This window comes from Ligilactobacillus sp. WC1T17 (assembly GCA_900110005.1).
Classification (GTDB): Bacteria; Bacillota; Bacilli; order Lactobacillales; family Lactobacillaceae; genus Ligilactobacillus; species Ligilactobacillus ruminis_A.
Genome location: FOCC01000009.1, coordinates 25,284 through 40,822, shown reverse-complemented (window position 1 = coordinate 40,822; position 15,539 = coordinate 25,284). Strand labels below are relative to the sequence as shown.

Annotated in this window: 17 protein-coding genes and 1 riboswitch; of the genes, 8 read left to right on the top strand and 9 right to left on the bottom strand. The window is 40.3% G+C overall.

Features of this window, described 5'->3' with window-relative positions; all coding sequences use genetic code 11:
- Positions 1-11 precede the first annotated feature (11 nt).
- The 9 genes from BMX26_RS06770 to rsmG all read right to left on the bottom strand — a co-directional run bounded on the left by BMX26_RS06770 (position 12) and on the right by rsmG (position 7,812).
- The gene (locus tag BMX26_RS06770) at positions 12-1,703 is read right to left on the bottom strand and encodes a lactose-specific PTS transporter subunit EIIC (protein ID WP_075530684.1); all 1,692 of its coding nucleotides are present in this window, start codon (positions 1,701-1,703) and stop codon (positions 12-14) included.
- Between the two features lie 63 nt (positions 1,704-1,766).
- Complete coding sequence (locus tag BMX26_RS06765; protein ID WP_075530683.1) at positions 1,767-2,108, bottom strand: PTS lactose/cellobiose transporter subunit IIA; 342 nt, start codon at positions 2,106-2,108, stop codon at positions 1,767-1,769.
- Between the two features lie 330 nt (positions 2,109-2,438).
- Positions 2,439-3,185 carry a DUF1129 domain-containing protein gene (locus tag BMX26_RS06760; RefSeq protein ID WP_075530682.1) on the bottom strand — a complete coding sequence of 249 codons (747 nt, stop codon included), beginning with the start codon at positions 3,183-3,185 and terminating at the stop codon, positions 2,439-2,441.
- Between the two features lie 75 nt (positions 3,186-3,260).
- Positions 3,261-4,364, bottom strand: coding sequence for a redox-regulated ATPase YchF (ychF, locus tag BMX26_RS06755; protein ID WP_075530681.1), 1,104 nt, complete (start codon positions 4,362-4,364; stop codon positions 3,261-3,263).
- A 20-nt stretch (positions 4,365-4,384) separates the two neighbouring features.
- Complete coding sequence (locus BMX26_RS06750; RefSeq protein ID WP_075530680.1) at positions 4,385-4,573, bottom strand: DUF951 domain-containing protein; 189 nt, start codon at positions 4,571-4,573, stop codon at positions 4,385-4,387.
- 10 nt (positions 4,574-4,583) lie between these two features.
- Positions 4,584-5,453 carry a ParB/RepB/Spo0J family partition protein gene (locus BMX26_RS06745; RefSeq protein WP_075530679.1) on the bottom strand — a complete coding sequence of 290 codons (870 nt, stop codon included), beginning with the start codon at positions 5,451-5,453 and terminating at the stop codon, positions 4,584-4,586.
- On the bottom strand, positions 5,446-6,210 hold the full coding sequence (locus tag BMX26_RS06740) for a ParA family protein (RefSeq protein WP_075530678.1): 765 nt from the start codon (positions 6,208-6,210) through the stop codon (positions 5,446-5,448). The genes BMX26_RS06745 and BMX26_RS06740 overlap by 8 nt, the downstream gene beginning before the upstream one ends.
- 12 nt (positions 6,211-6,222) lie before the next feature.
- Positions 6,223-7,065 carry a nucleoid occlusion protein gene (gene noc, locus BMX26_RS06735; protein ID WP_075530730.1) on the bottom strand — a complete coding sequence of 281 codons (843 nt, stop codon included), beginning with the start codon at positions 7,063-7,065 and terminating at the stop codon, positions 6,223-6,225.
- 18 nt (positions 7,066-7,083) lie between these two features.
- Entirely contained in the window at positions 7,084-7,812 is a 729-nt protein-coding gene (gene rsmG / locus BMX26_RS06730) for a 16S rRNA (guanine(527)-N(7))-methyltransferase RsmG (protein WP_075530677.1), read from the bottom strand.
- Positions 7,813-8,002: 190 nt separating this feature from the next.
- On the opposite strand from rsmG, the gene BMX26_RS06725 reads away from it, so the two are divergent.
- From BMX26_RS06725 to BMX26_RS06690, 8 genes are all read left to right on the top strand, one after another.
- Complete coding sequence (locus tag BMX26_RS06725; protein WP_075530676.1) at positions 8,003-8,719, top strand: hypothetical protein; 717 nt, start codon at positions 8,003-8,005, stop codon at positions 8,717-8,719.
- Between the two features lie 221 nt (positions 8,720-8,940).
- On the top strand, positions 8,941-9,585 hold the full coding sequence (locus BMX26_RS06720) for an HD domain-containing protein (protein ID WP_075530675.1): 645 nt from the start codon (positions 8,941-8,943) through the stop codon (positions 9,583-9,585).
- 391 nt (positions 9,586-9,976) lie between these two features.
- A complete protein-coding gene (locus BMX26_RS06715; protein ID WP_075530674.1) occupies positions 9,977-10,852 on the top strand; it encodes a metal ABC transporter solute-binding protein, Zn/Mn family in 876 nt (291 codons plus the stop codon).
- Between the two features lie 27 nt (positions 10,853-10,879).
- Complete coding sequence (locus BMX26_RS06710) at positions 10,880-11,536, top strand: metal ABC transporter ATP-binding protein (RefSeq protein ID WP_075530673.1); 657 nt, start codon at positions 10,880-10,882, stop codon at positions 11,534-11,536.
- On the top strand, positions 11,536-12,336 hold the full coding sequence (locus BMX26_RS06705) for a metal ABC transporter permease (protein ID WP_075530672.1): 801 nt from the start codon (positions 11,536-11,538) through the stop codon (positions 12,334-12,336). Before BMX26_RS06710 ends, BMX26_RS06705 begins: the two co-directional genes overlap by 1 nt.
- 87 nt (positions 12,337-12,423) lie before the next feature.
- Positions 12,424-12,987 carry an ECF transporter S component gene (locus tag BMX26_RS06700; protein ID WP_075530671.1) on the top strand — a complete coding sequence of 188 codons (564 nt, stop codon included), beginning with the start codon at positions 12,424-12,426 and terminating at the stop codon, positions 12,985-12,987.
- Between the two features lie 57 nt (positions 12,988-13,044).
- Positions 13,045-13,147: riboswitch (THF riboswitch) on the top strand.
- 66 nt (positions 13,148-13,213) lie between these two features.
- Positions 13,214-13,762, top strand: coding sequence for a folate family ECF transporter S component (locus BMX26_RS06695; RefSeq protein ID WP_075530670.1), 549 nt, complete (start codon positions 13,214-13,216; stop codon positions 13,760-13,762).
- Positions 13,763-14,177: 415 nt separating this feature from the next.
- Positions 14,178-15,524, top strand: a complete 1,347-nt coding sequence (locus tag BMX26_RS06690; RefSeq protein ID WP_075530669.1) for a C40 family peptidase — start codon at positions 14,178-14,180, stop codon at positions 15,522-15,524.
- Positions 15,525-15,539: the final 15 nt, after the last annotated feature.

Below are 15,539 nucleotides of genomic sequence, written 5' to 3'. Positions count from 1 at the left end.
TAGACCTAAGTTTAGTGTGTATTTTCAGCAACAAACTTAATGGCCTTATCAGCGTTTCGGGTGAGTTCAATATATTGCTTACCTGTCGTGGTTAAAAGTTTGATGTTGTTTTGATCACAAATTGTTTGCAAGTTGCCACGCATACTATCCATTTGCGGTGCTAAAATAACCAAATCCATATCGTCAATAATGTCTGTATGTTGACCATAAGCCCGGGCAACAGCACTGAGCGGCAAGTTGCGTTCCTTAGCTACCTTATTCAAAGCCTTGGCTAAGATACCGCTGGTACCACCGCCGGCACAAATAACCATTACATTAGTCGTCTTAGTGATAGTAGCATCATCGCTGTCATTTGCAGCTTCATCTGTTGTTGCCATGACAACTTGTGTTTTATCATCAGTTGTTTCTTGTACTGTTTTTGCTTCTTTTGCTTCTTTTTCCTTTTCTTCAGCTAAGATTGAATCATCGTAAGCACGGAAGAACGGAAGCCAAATCAAAACGTCTAAAACTAAAGCCAAACCAACATAGAGGAATGAGAGTGGGGCAAAACCTGTTGCAACAATAATACCAATTGGAGCTGGAACAGTCCAAGGCATGGTAGCAACCATACTGTTCATACCTAAAGTTGTAACGAAAAACTTGAACATGCAGATGTTAACGATTGGTGTCAAAACAAATGGGACAAAGAACACTGGGTTCATAATGATTGGTGCCCCAAACAAGATTGGTTCGTTAACAGAGAAGGTAACTGGGATAAATGAAGCACGACCGACAGCCTTATTTTGCTTTGATTTTGCCAAGAACAAGAAGATGAAGGCCAAAACAAGAGTTGAACCAGTACCACCCATGTTCATAACATAATCTTGCGTGTTGATAGCCAAAACGTGGTAAGCATGCTTGCCGGCATGAATCAAAGATTGGTTAGCATCAACATTGGATGATTCAATTGCAGCAACCGCTGGAGCCACAATGGAAGGACCTTGCACACCAACAAACCAGAAGAAGGCCATCGCACCAGCGATAATAGACAAACCAAGGTAGCTGTCACTTGCACTGAAGAGTGGTGACAACAAGTTGATAATGCATTCAGACAAGTTAGCCTTGAATAAACCTTGCAAAAGCAATTCAATTAACCAAAAGAAAGTAACTGAAAATGCCATTGGGAAAATATCTTTGAATGTTTGTGAGATATTTTGTGGAACTTCATCAGGCATGTTGATGGTAACATTGTTCTTAACACACCAGTAGTAGATGTTTGGCACAATCAAACCTACAACATAAGCAGCAACTAAACCTTTAGTACCCATGTATGACAAATCTACACCGGCTGTACCAGTCTTGATAGCAACCACAATAAAGGAAACTTCAGCGGCCATAATAACAGAAATCGGATTAATCCGGTTAGTCTTAGGCAGGCTTAAATTCTTGTAGTCGGTCAAATTCTTAGCCGTTGTAGCTGTTACAAATAAGGCTAACAGACCCATGGAGTAGTTATAAGGGAGCATTAAAGCGTTTTCAACAGCTTTCGGCCAATAAAAACCCCAAGCGTTTGGCACGTACGCAATCAAGGTAAAAATACTTGAGAATAAAATAATCGGCATTGCAGCGATGAAACCATCACGAATTGCTGAAACATATGGATTAGCAGCAATCTTTTCAAAAGCTGGCTTCATTTTTTCGATTCGAGCTTCTAATGAATGCATAATTCATTTCCTTCTTTCTTTAGAATAATAAGAGCATATTTTTTATTTTTTGTTATTTATTTTTTAGTCAACGCTTTTGCCTTCGAGTTCATTAACTCGTTCATACAAATCAATGATGGTCTTCATTTCATCTTTGAGCAGCATCGTTGTCATCAAAGTATCTTGACCGTGGCACATGATAAAGGTAACATCCATATCATCGCCGCTAGCTTCAGCACTAAGCAGCTTAGTTTGTTCATTATGCGCCATATTAATTGATTCTTCTGCTTCTTCAACTAATCTGCGAGCTTCTGAAATGTGTCCTTCACTGGCCTTATCCATTGCTTGAATTAAGGCTGTTCGCGCATCACCGGCATATGCAACAATTGCAAAGCCTGTCATTGAAATATCTTCTTTTGTAGCCATTGTTTTTTCCTCCAAAACCTTTTTGAAACCATTTACATTTTCTATTATAAGATTTATGCAAGTATTGTCAACACTATTTTACGAAGTTTTTTTACTTTTTTTACTAATAATCAATCAAAGAACCACGTTACAAAGGCTTGTGCGTTTTTGAACTTTTATCATTTTTCTTGTTTTTTATGATAATTTCAATATTTTAAATCAGCTTTTAATTATTTATTGGTACAAATGCCCGTTTAATCCGGATTTTCTCACCAAAAATAAGCGCTTTTTCTAGTAAAAAAAGCGCAAAAAAACACCAGCCCAAAAGCTGATGTTTAATGTTTAACTTAATTAAAAAGTAACCCGTTTGAAATTGAGCTTTCCTTTCAAATAGTACCGTACCGCAAAGGCAACGACCCCAATAGCTGCATAAGCAATCGGACTCATTGTCCGGTTGATGCTAGCAGGAATAAAAGCAATTAATCCAAAAGCAATCATCCAAATAGCAATCAATTCAAGCGTAATGGCAATACTGCGCCGCGTCCGCTTCTTTTTATCATCATTTTGACTATTTTTAGCCATCATCCGGTAGAAGAAGGCTAAACCGCAGCCGGCAATCACTGAAGTTGCAATTAAGGTCAGCCAACCGCCGTTAACACTTGCTTGTGATTTTGAGAAAGCACCCATCAAAGCGTACAAAATACAAAACATAATCAGCATAATCAAGCCGTTATCAAGAGCTAAAGTCCAAAAACTAGGAATTTCAGTTGCGGATTTGGCTGCATCATCTTTTTTGCCGTTCACAATCATGTCACAGCGTTCCGTAACCGTGCCGTATAATTTAGTTGCCACAATCCCTTGACGTTGTTTTTCTTTTAATTCACGATACATTTCATCTAAGACCTGGTTTTTCTTTTCCTGGTCATAATCTTTTTCATCCAAGGCCTTGCCTAATCGGAAAAGGTAGTCTTCATTACGTTTGGTTAAGCCGTCAAAATGGCCTCCCCTAACGGTAACTTCAACTTCTTCGACTGCCTTTTTAGCACGAGCTTCAGCTTGTTTTTCATGAGCCTTTGCATTTTTCAATTCTTCTGCCACTGAAATTTTCCTCCATCATTTTTTACTGAGTTAACCAGCAGGAGCTTTCATTTAGGAAAGCGCTCTATTTATTTATTATACATTAAATCTAAATTCAATGATATCCCCATCTTGAACTTCGTATTCCTTACCTTCAAGACGCAAACGACCAGCTTCGCGAACGGCCTGCATGCTGCCATATTTATCCAAATCAGCAAAAGAAACTGTTTCAGCACGGATAAAGCCGCGTTCAAAGTCAGAGTGGATGATTCCGGCAACTTGAGGAGCCTTCATACCTTGTTTAAAAGTCCAAGCTCTGGTTTCTTTGCCGCCGGCTGTAAAGAAGGTAGCCAAGCCTAAGAGCTTATAAGATGCTTTGATTAAGCGGTCAAGGCCTGATTCTTCAACCCCTTCAGCTTCCAAAAATTCTTGTTTTTCATCGTCGTCTAATTCGGCAATTTCTTCTTCCGTGCGGGCACAAACAGCTAAAGCTTGCGAACCTTCATTTTCAGCAAAAGTCTTAATTTGTTGGTAATATTCGCAAGCATCCGGGTCAGCCATATCATCTTCACCGATGTTAGCCACGTATAATACAGGCTTGGAAGTGAGCAGGAACAATCCTTTGACAATCTTTTGCTCATCGCTGTCAAATTCCAAACTGCGCACAGGCTTGCCTTCTTCTAAGACGGGCTTAATTTTTGCCAGAACGTTAAATTCAGCAATGGAATCCTTGTCTTTTTGCGTGCGGGCCACTTTTTCCACTTTAACGTAGCGCTTATTAATGGAATCAAGATCAGCTAAAACCAGTTCCATGTTAATCGTATCAATATCATCCAAAGGGTCCACCTTATTGGAAACGTGGGTAATATTGTCATCATCAAAAGCCCGGACAACGTGCACAATTGCATCAACCTGGCGGATATTTTCCAAGAACTTATTGCCAAGACCTTCACCCTTGCTGGCACCTTTAACAATACCGGCAATATCGGTAAATTCAAAAGTTGTGTGCACAATTTTTTTAGCCGGCATAATTTCATCAATCCGTGCTAAACGTGCGTCCGGCACTTCAACCATACCCACGTTAGGGTCGATAGTTGCGAACGGATAGTTGGCCATTTCGGCACCTGCCTTTGTGATTGCGTTAAATAATGTTGATTTGCCGACATTTGGTAAGCCGACAATACCTGCTGTTAATGCCATTAGTCTTCACTCTTTCTTTATTAATCTTTATTAGCTGTTTCTAAAACTTTTTTGAGTTTCTTTTCAAATTCCCGCCGTGGGAGCATAATAATCCGCTGACAGCTGGTGCATTGGATTTTAATATCCATCCCCATGCGGATAATCTCCCACCGGTTGGCGCCACAAGGATGTGGCTTTTTCATTTCCACAATATCATGCAAATTATACATATGCTGCTCCTTAATCTAAACTAATATCGAGAATATCTAAAATACGGTTTAAATCTTCAGTTGATAAATAGTCAATTTCAATTTTGCCCTTGCCTGTTTTAGCGCTATTTTTAATTGCTACCTTCGTACCGAATTTTTCCTGCAAATATTCCTCACTCTTCTTTAAGTAAGGTGATACAAGCGGTTTTTCTTTGATTGGCTTGGTTTTTTTGTCTTTCAAATCGCTGATCAATTCTTCTAACTGCCGCACCGTTAAATTTTCCTGGACGGTTTTTTTAGCCAGATTGGAAATTTTCGCCTTATCCTTTAGCGACAGCAGCGTGCGTGCCTGTCCCATCGATAGTTCGCCGGCCTGAAGCATTTCTTTAACATCTTTAGGCAAAGACAAAAGGCGTAAATAGTTACCGATATAAGGCCGTGACTTGCCTAATTTTTCGGAAACCTGCGCTTGGGTCAAATTGAGATTTTCCATCAGCATATTATATGCCTGAGCTTCTTCTAAAGGGGTTAAATCTTGCCGCTGCAGATTTTCCAAAACGGCAATTTCCATCATTTCTTCTTCCGACATCTCTCTGACAATCGCTGGAATCGTCTGCTTGTGCGCCATCTTTGACGCTCTAAACCGTCTTTCACCGGCAATAATCTCATATCCGGCTATTTTTGATTGCCGCACAATAATCGGCTGAAATACGCCTTGATTGGCAATGGACAAGGCCAATTCTTTGAGACTGGTCTCGTCAAAAATTTTACGCGGCTGGTAAGGATTTGAGCGGATATCATCTAAAGACAGTTCCACGACCTTTTCATCCGCCAGTGTTTCTTCAAAGTCAGAAAACAACGCATCCAGTCCCCGTCCTAATCCATGTTTTTTCTTAGGCATGAGCCGCTAAAACCTCCTTTGCTAGCGCTTGATACATCTGAGCGCCTTTTGATTTATCATCATAATCCACAACTGCTTGTCCAAAGCTCGGAGCTTCAGCTAAGCTGACATTGCGCGGAATCATCGTCTGATAGACCTTATCTTTGAAATATTGTCTGACTTCAGCCACCACATCGCGGCTAATATTGGTTCTTTTGTCAAACATCGTCAGCAAAACTCCTTCAATTTCCAAAGCCGGATTAAGATGCTTTTTCACCTTGGAAACAGTCTGCATCAGCTGTGTTAATCCTTCTAAAGCATAATATTCACATTGAACCGGAATCAAGATTGCATCCGCACTCGTAAAAGCATTGACCGTCAACAATCCTAATGATGGCGGGCAATCAATCAAAATAAAATCATACTGGTCTTTTACCAGCAAGCACGCATCGGCCAGCCTTCTTTCACGTGCCATCACGCTCGTTAACTCCAGTTCAGCACTGGCCAATTTCAGGTTAGCCGGTACGACATCGAGAGTTGGCCGATCCGTATGGAGCAAAACCTCTTCAATGGGCGTATCATCCACTAACACATCATAAATGCTTTGCTTAAATTGCTCGCGTCCAATGCCTAAGCCGCTGGTAGCATTGCCCTGGGCATCTAAATCAATCAGCAGCACTTTTTTTTGCGCATCGGCTAAACAAGCTGCCAAATTAATACTGGTCGTGGTCTTGCCGACGCCGCCTTTTTGGTTGGCCACTGCTATCATAACTCCCATTTAAGCTCCCCCTTATTTTTTACTTTGAAATTCAACAATCATTCGATAACCGTCCTTAGTCTGTTCTTCTTTCAAAGTGACTTCAAGTCCGGTTTTTTCAATCAATTTAAGGGCATCTTTGACTGTATTAGCAGCAATTCTGAAGTCCTTAACGACCCCTTTAATTTGTCTTTTCGCTGCTTTTTTAGGACCCTGTTTGAGTTTTTTTACTAAGGCTTCGGCTTCTTTAACGGATAATTTTTTTTCAGCAATTTCATTTAAAACATAAACCTGCTGTCCTGCTTCTAAACCGCTCATTGCACGTCCATGACGCTCAGTAATATTTTTATTCAATAAAGCTTGTTTGACCGGCTGCGACAGTTTCAAAAGGCGCAGTTTGTTAGCCACAAACGACTGGCTCTTGCCGATTTCTTGCGCTAATTCCTTTTGAGTCAATTGGTTGAATTCCATCAAATCTTTGTAGGCTTGTGCTTCTTCAATCGGTGTCAGCCCTTCTCTTTGCAGATTTTCAATCACCGCCAAAGAAGCAGATTGCTGGTCAGACATTTTTTTGACAATTGCCGGCACCTTTTCCCACTTAAGCTGGCTAACCGCCCGAAAACGTCTTTCACCAGCAATAATTTCATACTGGTCATTACCATAAGGTCTGACCACAATTGGCTGCAGCAGGCCATGTTCCGTAATCGTGGCTGCCAATTCATTAATAGCTTCCTGTGTAAAAATTTTGCGGGGTTGATTTTGATTGGGCACAATTTTGTCCAAAGCAATTTCTTCAACCTTTTCTTGCGCCTCATCTAAGGCAGCTGGTGTTTTTTCTACCTGTTTACGGCTACCCTTAAAAAATGAAAATGCCATCAGCACACACTTCCTTATTTATTTTTCTAACGGCTGCTTAGCCGGTGTTCCTGCCTTACGCGGATATTTAGCCGGCGTTGGTTTAACTTTTTCAATTGTTAAAACATGTCTGATTTCATCAGTCTGCGGCAAAGTCAATGTTTGATCAGCAACCAATTTGCCACCTAAAAGCTCAATGGCATAACCGGCATCAATTAATTCTTGCGCTGATTTTTGTGCCTTCAAAGCAATAAAGCGCCCACCCACCTTGGTTAAAGGCAGACAATATTCGCTTAAGACTGACAGGCGAGCTACGGCCCGTGCTGTTACGACGTCAAAGCTTTCCCGAAAAGCGCTCTTTTTACCGGCAAATGCTTCAGCGCGGCTGTGTTTAAAGGTTACATCCTGCAAGTTAAGCTGCTCAGCCAGTTCGTTTAGGAAATTAATCCGCTTATTTAAAGAATCAACAATCGTCACCTTCAAGTTGGGAAAAGCAATCTTTAAAGGAATCGAAGGAAAACCTGCGCCAGCCCCTACATCACAAATGCTTAAAGGCGCACTTTGCAAATCAGGCACGCACAAAGCCGGAACGATTGAATCATAAAAATGTTTCAAATAAACGTCTTTTTGCGCAGTGATGGCGGTTAAATTAACATGTTCATTGGTTTGAACCAGCAAGTCATAATATTTTGCAAATTGTTCCATTTGCGCATCGGTTAAATCAACACCTTGACTGGCTAAAAGTTGACGAAATTCTTCTGGCGTCATAATTTCTCCTCTTTAAATCAGCATCGTTTTTGTGAAACATAATATCAAAGCTGTTTCACACGCTAACTACAATAGTAAGTTATTTTACTGCGAAAAACAAGTTAACATTTGCGCTTTTTTTCGGTTAATTTTCTAGCCAAAAAGCTAAATTTCCGCTATGCTAAACTTAATGAAGAAAGGGCGTGATCTTTTGTCAAATTCACCTATTACCTACCTCAATGAACCGGACGATCCTATCTATCCCAAACTTTATACTGATGTTTGTGTCGGTTTCAAGCAGGGACGCCAGCTGATGGCAACCATTATCGTCCCACCCGTCAAAAAAATATCTCAAAAACATTTTCCCTTGCTTTTTTGTGTCACTACCAAGCCAGATGAGCTCGTCGTACCCTTCTTAGAGGTCGTCAAAAACGGCTACGTTGTGGCAATTTTAAAGACATTTGGCAGTTCAAATGCCTTAGATGCCAAAGATTTAAAAAGCGGCGTGCGGTTCTTATTAAATCACGCTTTTCAATATCACATCGACCCTTACCGTTATGCTTTTTTCGGCTTAAACGATACAGCCCAAGCTTGCGCTAGCGCCGTTTTAAGCGGTAATGATCAAAATTTTTCCGATGAAGATGTTCATTTTGCACCACTGCACGCTAAAGCCTGCCTGATTTATAATTTAACCTGGCAAGAAGAACTGGCCGAAAACCTACGGCTGAAAAACCTTCCGCCTTTTTATCTACTGCAGCATGCCGCCAAACCTATAGACCAATTTACCGCCTGGATGGATCACCAAGGCGGAACTTATCAAGCCTTCTTGCTCTCACAACCGGCAGAATGCGCCAAAACAGCTTTCACTCCTTATATAATGCAAACGTTTGTTGATTTTTTAGACCAATATGTTAAAAAAAACAAATAAAGATTTACTTATAACTAAAAATTCTTATTTACCTCTTGATTTTTTCACAAATACCGGTTATCATTACACTATACCTAATAACAACAAACATATTTCACTTACCCCCCCTAAAAAGTAAGTGAGAGGCAAAATGGTGTCCCTAAACCATTTTGTTAATATTCCTTTTTCTCCACATTCCTTGGAATTGTGGAGTTTTTTTTTACAGAAACGAGGCTGTCAATATGGATAAACTACCCCAAATTATTGCTTATGCAACCGCTAAGTTGAAAAACGATAAAACTGGCCACGGCCTAGACCACCTGACCCGGGTCGCCCAAAATGCAAAATTACTCTTAAAAGAAGAGCCACAGGCCGATACTTTTATTGTCTTAGCCGCCTGCTGGCTGCATGATACTATCGATGAAAAACTCACCGACCCTAAACAAGCGCAAAGTCAGCTGAAAGCTTTTTTGAAGCAAATCGGCTTAACCGAAGCACAAATACAAGCTATTCTAGCGATTATTACCCAGATGTCGTTTACCCGCAATTTAAACGGCCGGCAAAAACTCAGCTTAGAAGGCCAATTAGTCCAAGACGCCGACTGGCTGGATGCTATCGGTGCTATCGGCTGCGTCAGAGCAATTTATTACGGCGGTGCTCACCGCGAAACCATTTATGATCCAAAAATCAAACCACGAACTAACCTGACTAAAGAAGCTTACCGTCAACTTGAAGACGAGACAATTATTAATCATTTCTACGAAAAGTTGCTCAAAATAGCCGATATGCTTAACACCCAAGCCGCTAAAGAACTGGCAAAAAAGCGGCAAAAATTCATGCTGGCCTTTTTGGAAGAATTCAAAAATGAATGGAATGGTCTTTCTTAAATAATTCTTAACTATTTTTCTGTGCTTTTTTAATGATATTTAGGTACAATAGAACTACAGCTTGAAGTAAGAAACAACAACTATAAAAACTACACCCGTGTCTGATACTCCCCTTTCAGACACGTCGGAAAGCTGGGTTAATGGTAAACTCTCCCCTGTTTATCATTAAACACATACTCCTTTTTTCCTCCGTATTTCCCCATACGGAGGTTTTTTTTAATTTTTTGTAAATCGTAATGATTGCAGAATAATTACTGTTACTACAAGGGGTAGCTAATTTAGCAAAGCGTAATATCCTTGATATATCAAGCTTTTAGCCCTTGACAGCTCTTTTTTAGACCATTAGTATCGTAAAAGTAATCTTATAAATTATTTTCACGAAAGGATTTTTATGTTTAAAAAATTTTTCAAAATATTAACACCGCTCATCCTTGCCTTGAGCCTAGTCTTACTGGCCGGATGTTCAAAAACAGGTAAGCAAAAAACAAATTCTAAAATAAATGTTGTCTCTACCTTAGATTTTTATGGTGAGACAGCCAAAGCCGTTTTAGGCGATAACGGTACCGTTACATCAATTATCAATAATCCTAGTGTCGATCCGCATTCTTTTGAAGCAACCACCAAAACAGCCAAACAAGTCGCCACAGCTGATTTAGTTATCGCTAACGGCGCCGGTTACGACAGCTGGGTCAACAAACTGCAGCAAAAGCAAAGCATCAGCGTAGCCAAACTCATGGGCGTCAAAGACGGTCAAAATGAACATTTGTGGTACAATCCGCAAGCCATGGCTAAATTAGCCGATAAGCTAGCGGCTGTTTATGCAAAAAAAATGCCATCTAAAAAAACCGAATTTCAAAAAAATGCAGCCAAGTATAAGCAAAAAATCCAAAAATTAAATCAGACTTTAAAACAAATTAAGCAGGCCAAAGGTAGTAAAGTAGTTGCCATCTCCGAACCTGTCTTTAATTACTCCTTAGATAAAATGGGCTATACCATCAGCAACAAACACTTCGCCAAGGCTGTCGAAGAAGAAAATGATCCTTCTTATTCCGACATCAAAAACTTGCGAAAGCAAATCAAAACTAAAAAAATCGCCTTTTTCGTTTATAATATTCAAAGTGAAAGTCCAATTGTGAAAAACATTGTTGCTTTATGCCGCAAAAATAATATTCCAATTGTGAAAGTTACAGAAACAATGCCACATAAACAAACTTACTTTAGCTGGATGTCATCCCAGTACCAGCAAGTTGCGAAACTTAACCAATAAATACGAATAATCGTGGAAAGGTCAGTCATGGAAGCAATTATCAAAGTCCAAAATTTAACCCTTAAAATTCCGGGACGAACGCTTTTTTCAAAGCTTTCTTTTGAAATTCCCGCCCATAAACTAACCTGTATCACCGGTGACAACGGTGTGGGCAAAACCACCTTGATTAAACACCTCTTGCAGGATTTAGACCAAAAATACACCAAGCACACCCAATTTATGGTGTCGCGCAAAGAAGTCCAATATGTGCCCCAATTGCGCAATGTCGACGATGAATATCCTTTATGCATCCAAGATTTTGCCGCTTTCGGCTTAAAGCACCCCGGTTTCTTTAAACGCAGCGCCGCCAGTCAAACAAAACTTGATGATGTTTTAAAGGAAACTAACTTGTTAAAAATCAAAAACCAGCCCCTAGGGCATGCTTCCGGCGGAGAAAAGCAGCGGGCTTACCTAGCACAAGCCCTCTGTGCTGATCCAAAATTGTTGATTTTAGATGAAGCTACGGCCAGTCTTGACCGCACCAGCAAGCACGATTTGCTGAAAATGTTGCGTAAAGTAATGCATGAACATGATTTAACCATTTTATTTATTACGCATGATCCCGAATTAATTGAGCAATATGCCGATTATGAACTGAATTTAAAAAATCAACAAGGCACACTCATCTACAAGGGGGATAAATAATGTTTCAATATGATTTTATGCGCTATGCCTTTATTTCAGGTATTTTCATTGCTTTAATCTGTGGTGTAATGGGTGTTTTTGTGGTCGCCAGACAAACGTCTTTTTTCACCCATACCCTATCTGAAATCGGCTTTTCCGGAGCCTCTTTTGGCGTTTTTGCCGGCATTTCGCCTTTAACCGGTATGCTGGTATTTACTTGCTTATCTGCCCTTTTTATCGGCTTTTCAGGCGAAAAAATCGGCCGAAGAGAAGCTTCCATCAGTGTTTTTTCAGGTTTATTTCTAGGGCTGGGAATCTTATTTTTATCCCTCTCAGATAAACAAACCAGTTATGCCACCAGCATTTTATTTGGGAGCATTATTGGCATCGACCGCCAAAATGTCCAGGTATTGGTAGGGCTGAGCATCTTCTTATTAGCTGTTATCTTGCTCTTGTTCAAGCGGTTAGCTTACAACTCCTTTGATGCCCAGGGAGCTGAGTATAACCAGCGGTTTAACCGGCTTATTTCCATTATCTTTTTACTGTTGCTAGCCTTAACCATCAGCATTACCGCCCAAATCGTCGGTTCACTGCTGATTTTTGTCCTTTTGACAATTCCAGCTTCCGCAGCGAAATATTTCACTCATAGTCTGAAAAAAATGATTTTGTTAAATATCTTATTTGCATTAGTCGGCATTTGGCTGGGACTATGGTTGAGTTGGCTTTCCGACTGGCCCGTCAGCTTTTTTATCACTACCATCGAAGCTTTGATCTATGGCAGTGCCCTTTTAAAAGAAACATTAGCTACTAAGCAAAAATAAAGCAGGTTTGATACCTGCTTTTTATTTGCATTTAAAAATTTAGCTGATTATACTGAAGCTAATTATAGCTTTTTTAGGGGGATTATTATGTCACGCACTCACTTGCATACTGTCGTCACCGCCGCTTTTTTTGCAGCAATCGACTATCTTTTTGCTATGTTCCAATTTCATATTCCATCACCGATTGGACATCCTTTCGTTGATTTAGGCTTTACCTTTGTCAGTTTAGGCGTGGTCTTTTTAGGATTTAAATACGGCCTTTTAGCTGGCGCTGTGGGCCTTTTTGTCTTTGACCTGCTAAACGGATACGCTAATCATGCCTACCTAACCATCTTAGAGGTCTTTATCTTATCTTTAGTAGTGGCCTTATTGGAAAAACTTCTGCAGCGCTTTTTAGCCAACCATCCGTCCGCTATCTTTGTACTTGGTTTGGGGGCTGGCTTAACCAAAATCGCTACCGGTTATTTGCGCTATTTGCTGGAAGGCTTAATTGATGCCGGACTTCCGCTTTCCAAAGCTATGGTCACAGCAATGTCAGCTTTCCCAGCTGACATTGCCACGGGGCTGTTAATGATGGTGACCATTCCGGTGTTCTTTTTTGCTTTAGCTAAATTTTTTGCAGCTGCTAACTTTACATTAGAACGTCACTAAGGTAAAAATGTTCGTCAAAAGCTAGCATATAAGTGTTTAATGTGTTATATTATTCGGTGTAGGGGTAGAAAGTCTGGCGTTAAGGGCTGATGGAACGGAATGTGAACATCAGCAGAAGGGTTTTTGTCATGACCTGCGTCATTCTTTCGCATTCACCATAATTAACAATTATCTAATTTTTGGTGCTTGTCTCCCCCAAAATAATTCATTTTAGGGAGATGTTTTTATGACAAAACTTACTTGGAGAAGTCCTAAACTTTCCACTAGGACCGTTACTTTAGCTGCAATGCTGATTGCCATTGAAGTCTGCTTAGGCAAAATATCAGTGGGATCCGACAGCCTTTATAAAATCGGCTTGGGTTTCATCGGCACGGCGCTAATTGGTTATTTTCTCGGTCCTTGGGTCGGCGGATGCGCCATGGTGATTAATGATTTAATCAGTAACACCATCTTTTCAAGCGGGTCGACCTTCTTTTTTGGATTTACCTTTTCAGCCTTTATTGCAGGGGTGATTGCAGGTATTTTCTTGCACCAACAGCCCATTAGCTGGCAAAGGATGCTTTGCTATACTTTTGTGCAGATTTTAATTTCAAATGTCTTCTTTAACACTTTGTGGATTTTTATAATGTATCTACAAACGAAGACTATGGGCGCCTGGTTTGCTCTACTATTGCAACGCTTACCTAAAGAAGTTATCAGCTGGCCGATTCAAACGCTGATTTTACTTGCCATTCTACAAGCTTTAGCTCGGGTGCCACTCAAATCATTGGAATAAAAAAAGGGATTGGTTTTGCCAATCCCTTTTTGAGCTTTATTGCCCCTGCCAAGGATTTTCATTATACCACATTTTACGTCTTAAACTTTATGTAACGATTTTGTAATATTGCTGCAAAAAACTTATTTCATATTTAAGCAAAAAAGGCTATTTTTACGCTTTTTTTAGTTTTTTAAGAAATTCATAAAAGTTTCACATTTCCGCGGTATGCTTGGTATATAGCTATTTTAAACCGAAATATTACAAATAAACGCTTTATGTAACATTTATAACGTCTGATTGCAATACAAAAAGTTTATAATATAATTATGAGACATTATAGATAGTAGTCTATCTAAATTTAGTTTTTGCTTTTATTTCAGACATTATTTAAGACTTAAGATATAGAAAAAAAACGATTGGGAGTTGACGTTCAGTGAATCATACAGCTAAAAATATCTTGATCGGTACCGCTGGTGCAGCTGGCCTCTTCTTAGCTTCAGCTGCTAATGCAAATGCCGACACCACACATACAGTTGCTAAAAATGATACTGTTTGGGATTTATCTCAAAAGTATGGTGTTTCAATCAAATCCATTGAAACTTTAAATAACATTAACCAAAACACACACTTAATTGTAACCGGCCAAAAATTACAAATTCCTAGCAAGGCTGCCAGCACATCTGCTACAACCACAACAACTACAGCTAACGTTAACACCGTTACGGTAGCTTCTGGTGATTCTTTGTGGAGCATTGCCCAAGATTACGGCACAACCGTCGCTAAGATTCGTTCTTTGAATAACATGTCAGCCAACGCTTCTTTGATTACTGTGGGGCAAACGCTTAAAGTTGACGGAACAAAGAAGACAGCTACTACGGCCGTTGCCAATACAACAGCTACCAGCCAAGGGAGCACAGCTAGTTCAACTGCTGCAACGCAAACCCAAGCTAGTGCTAATACGAACACAAATACTGCCAGCCAAAGCAGTTCAAATACGACACAAGCACAAGCTAGTTCAACTAGCCAAAGCCAAACAACTGCTAAAACAGCTAGTGTACAAGTGACTGTTTCAGCTAACCACACTACCCACACAGTGGTTGCAGGCGAATCACTTTGGACCATCGCTCAAGACTATGGCGTAACGGTTTCTTCCTTGCGTCAAGCTAACAATTTGGGGGCTACTTTGCAAGTTGGCGAAAAGTTGACTATTAATGATCCAACAAAGACACCGTCAGCTGCTGCAACTACAACCAGCCAAACTAGTGCCAACACTACTACGAGTTCTAACAACCAAAGCAGTTCAGCTAACACAAGCTCTAATACCAATACTACAAGTACAGCTTCAACGAGCACACGTTCTACAACAACGCAGACGCAAGCAGCTACAACCAATCGCCAATTCGCAACCACAACTTCAAGTTCTGTGAGTGGCAGCGCCATTGTTTCTTATGCGGCTCAATTCTTGGGAACACCATATCTTTGGGGTGGAACATCACCTTCGACTGGTTTTGACTGCTCTGGTTTCACTCAATATGTTTACAGCCACTTCGGCAAGAGTATTGGTCGTGTAACCACACAACAAGAATACGCTGGCACCCAAATCTCAGTCAGCCAAGCTCAACCAGGCGACTTGCTCTTCTGGGGCTCTCATGGTTCTACTTACCACGTAGCAATTTACGTTGGTAATGGTTCTTACATTGCCGCACCTGAACCAGGTTATTCCGTATCTTATGGTAGCATTCAATACTTCATGCCATCATTTGCAGTTCACGTAAATTAATAAAGAAAGGTCGCT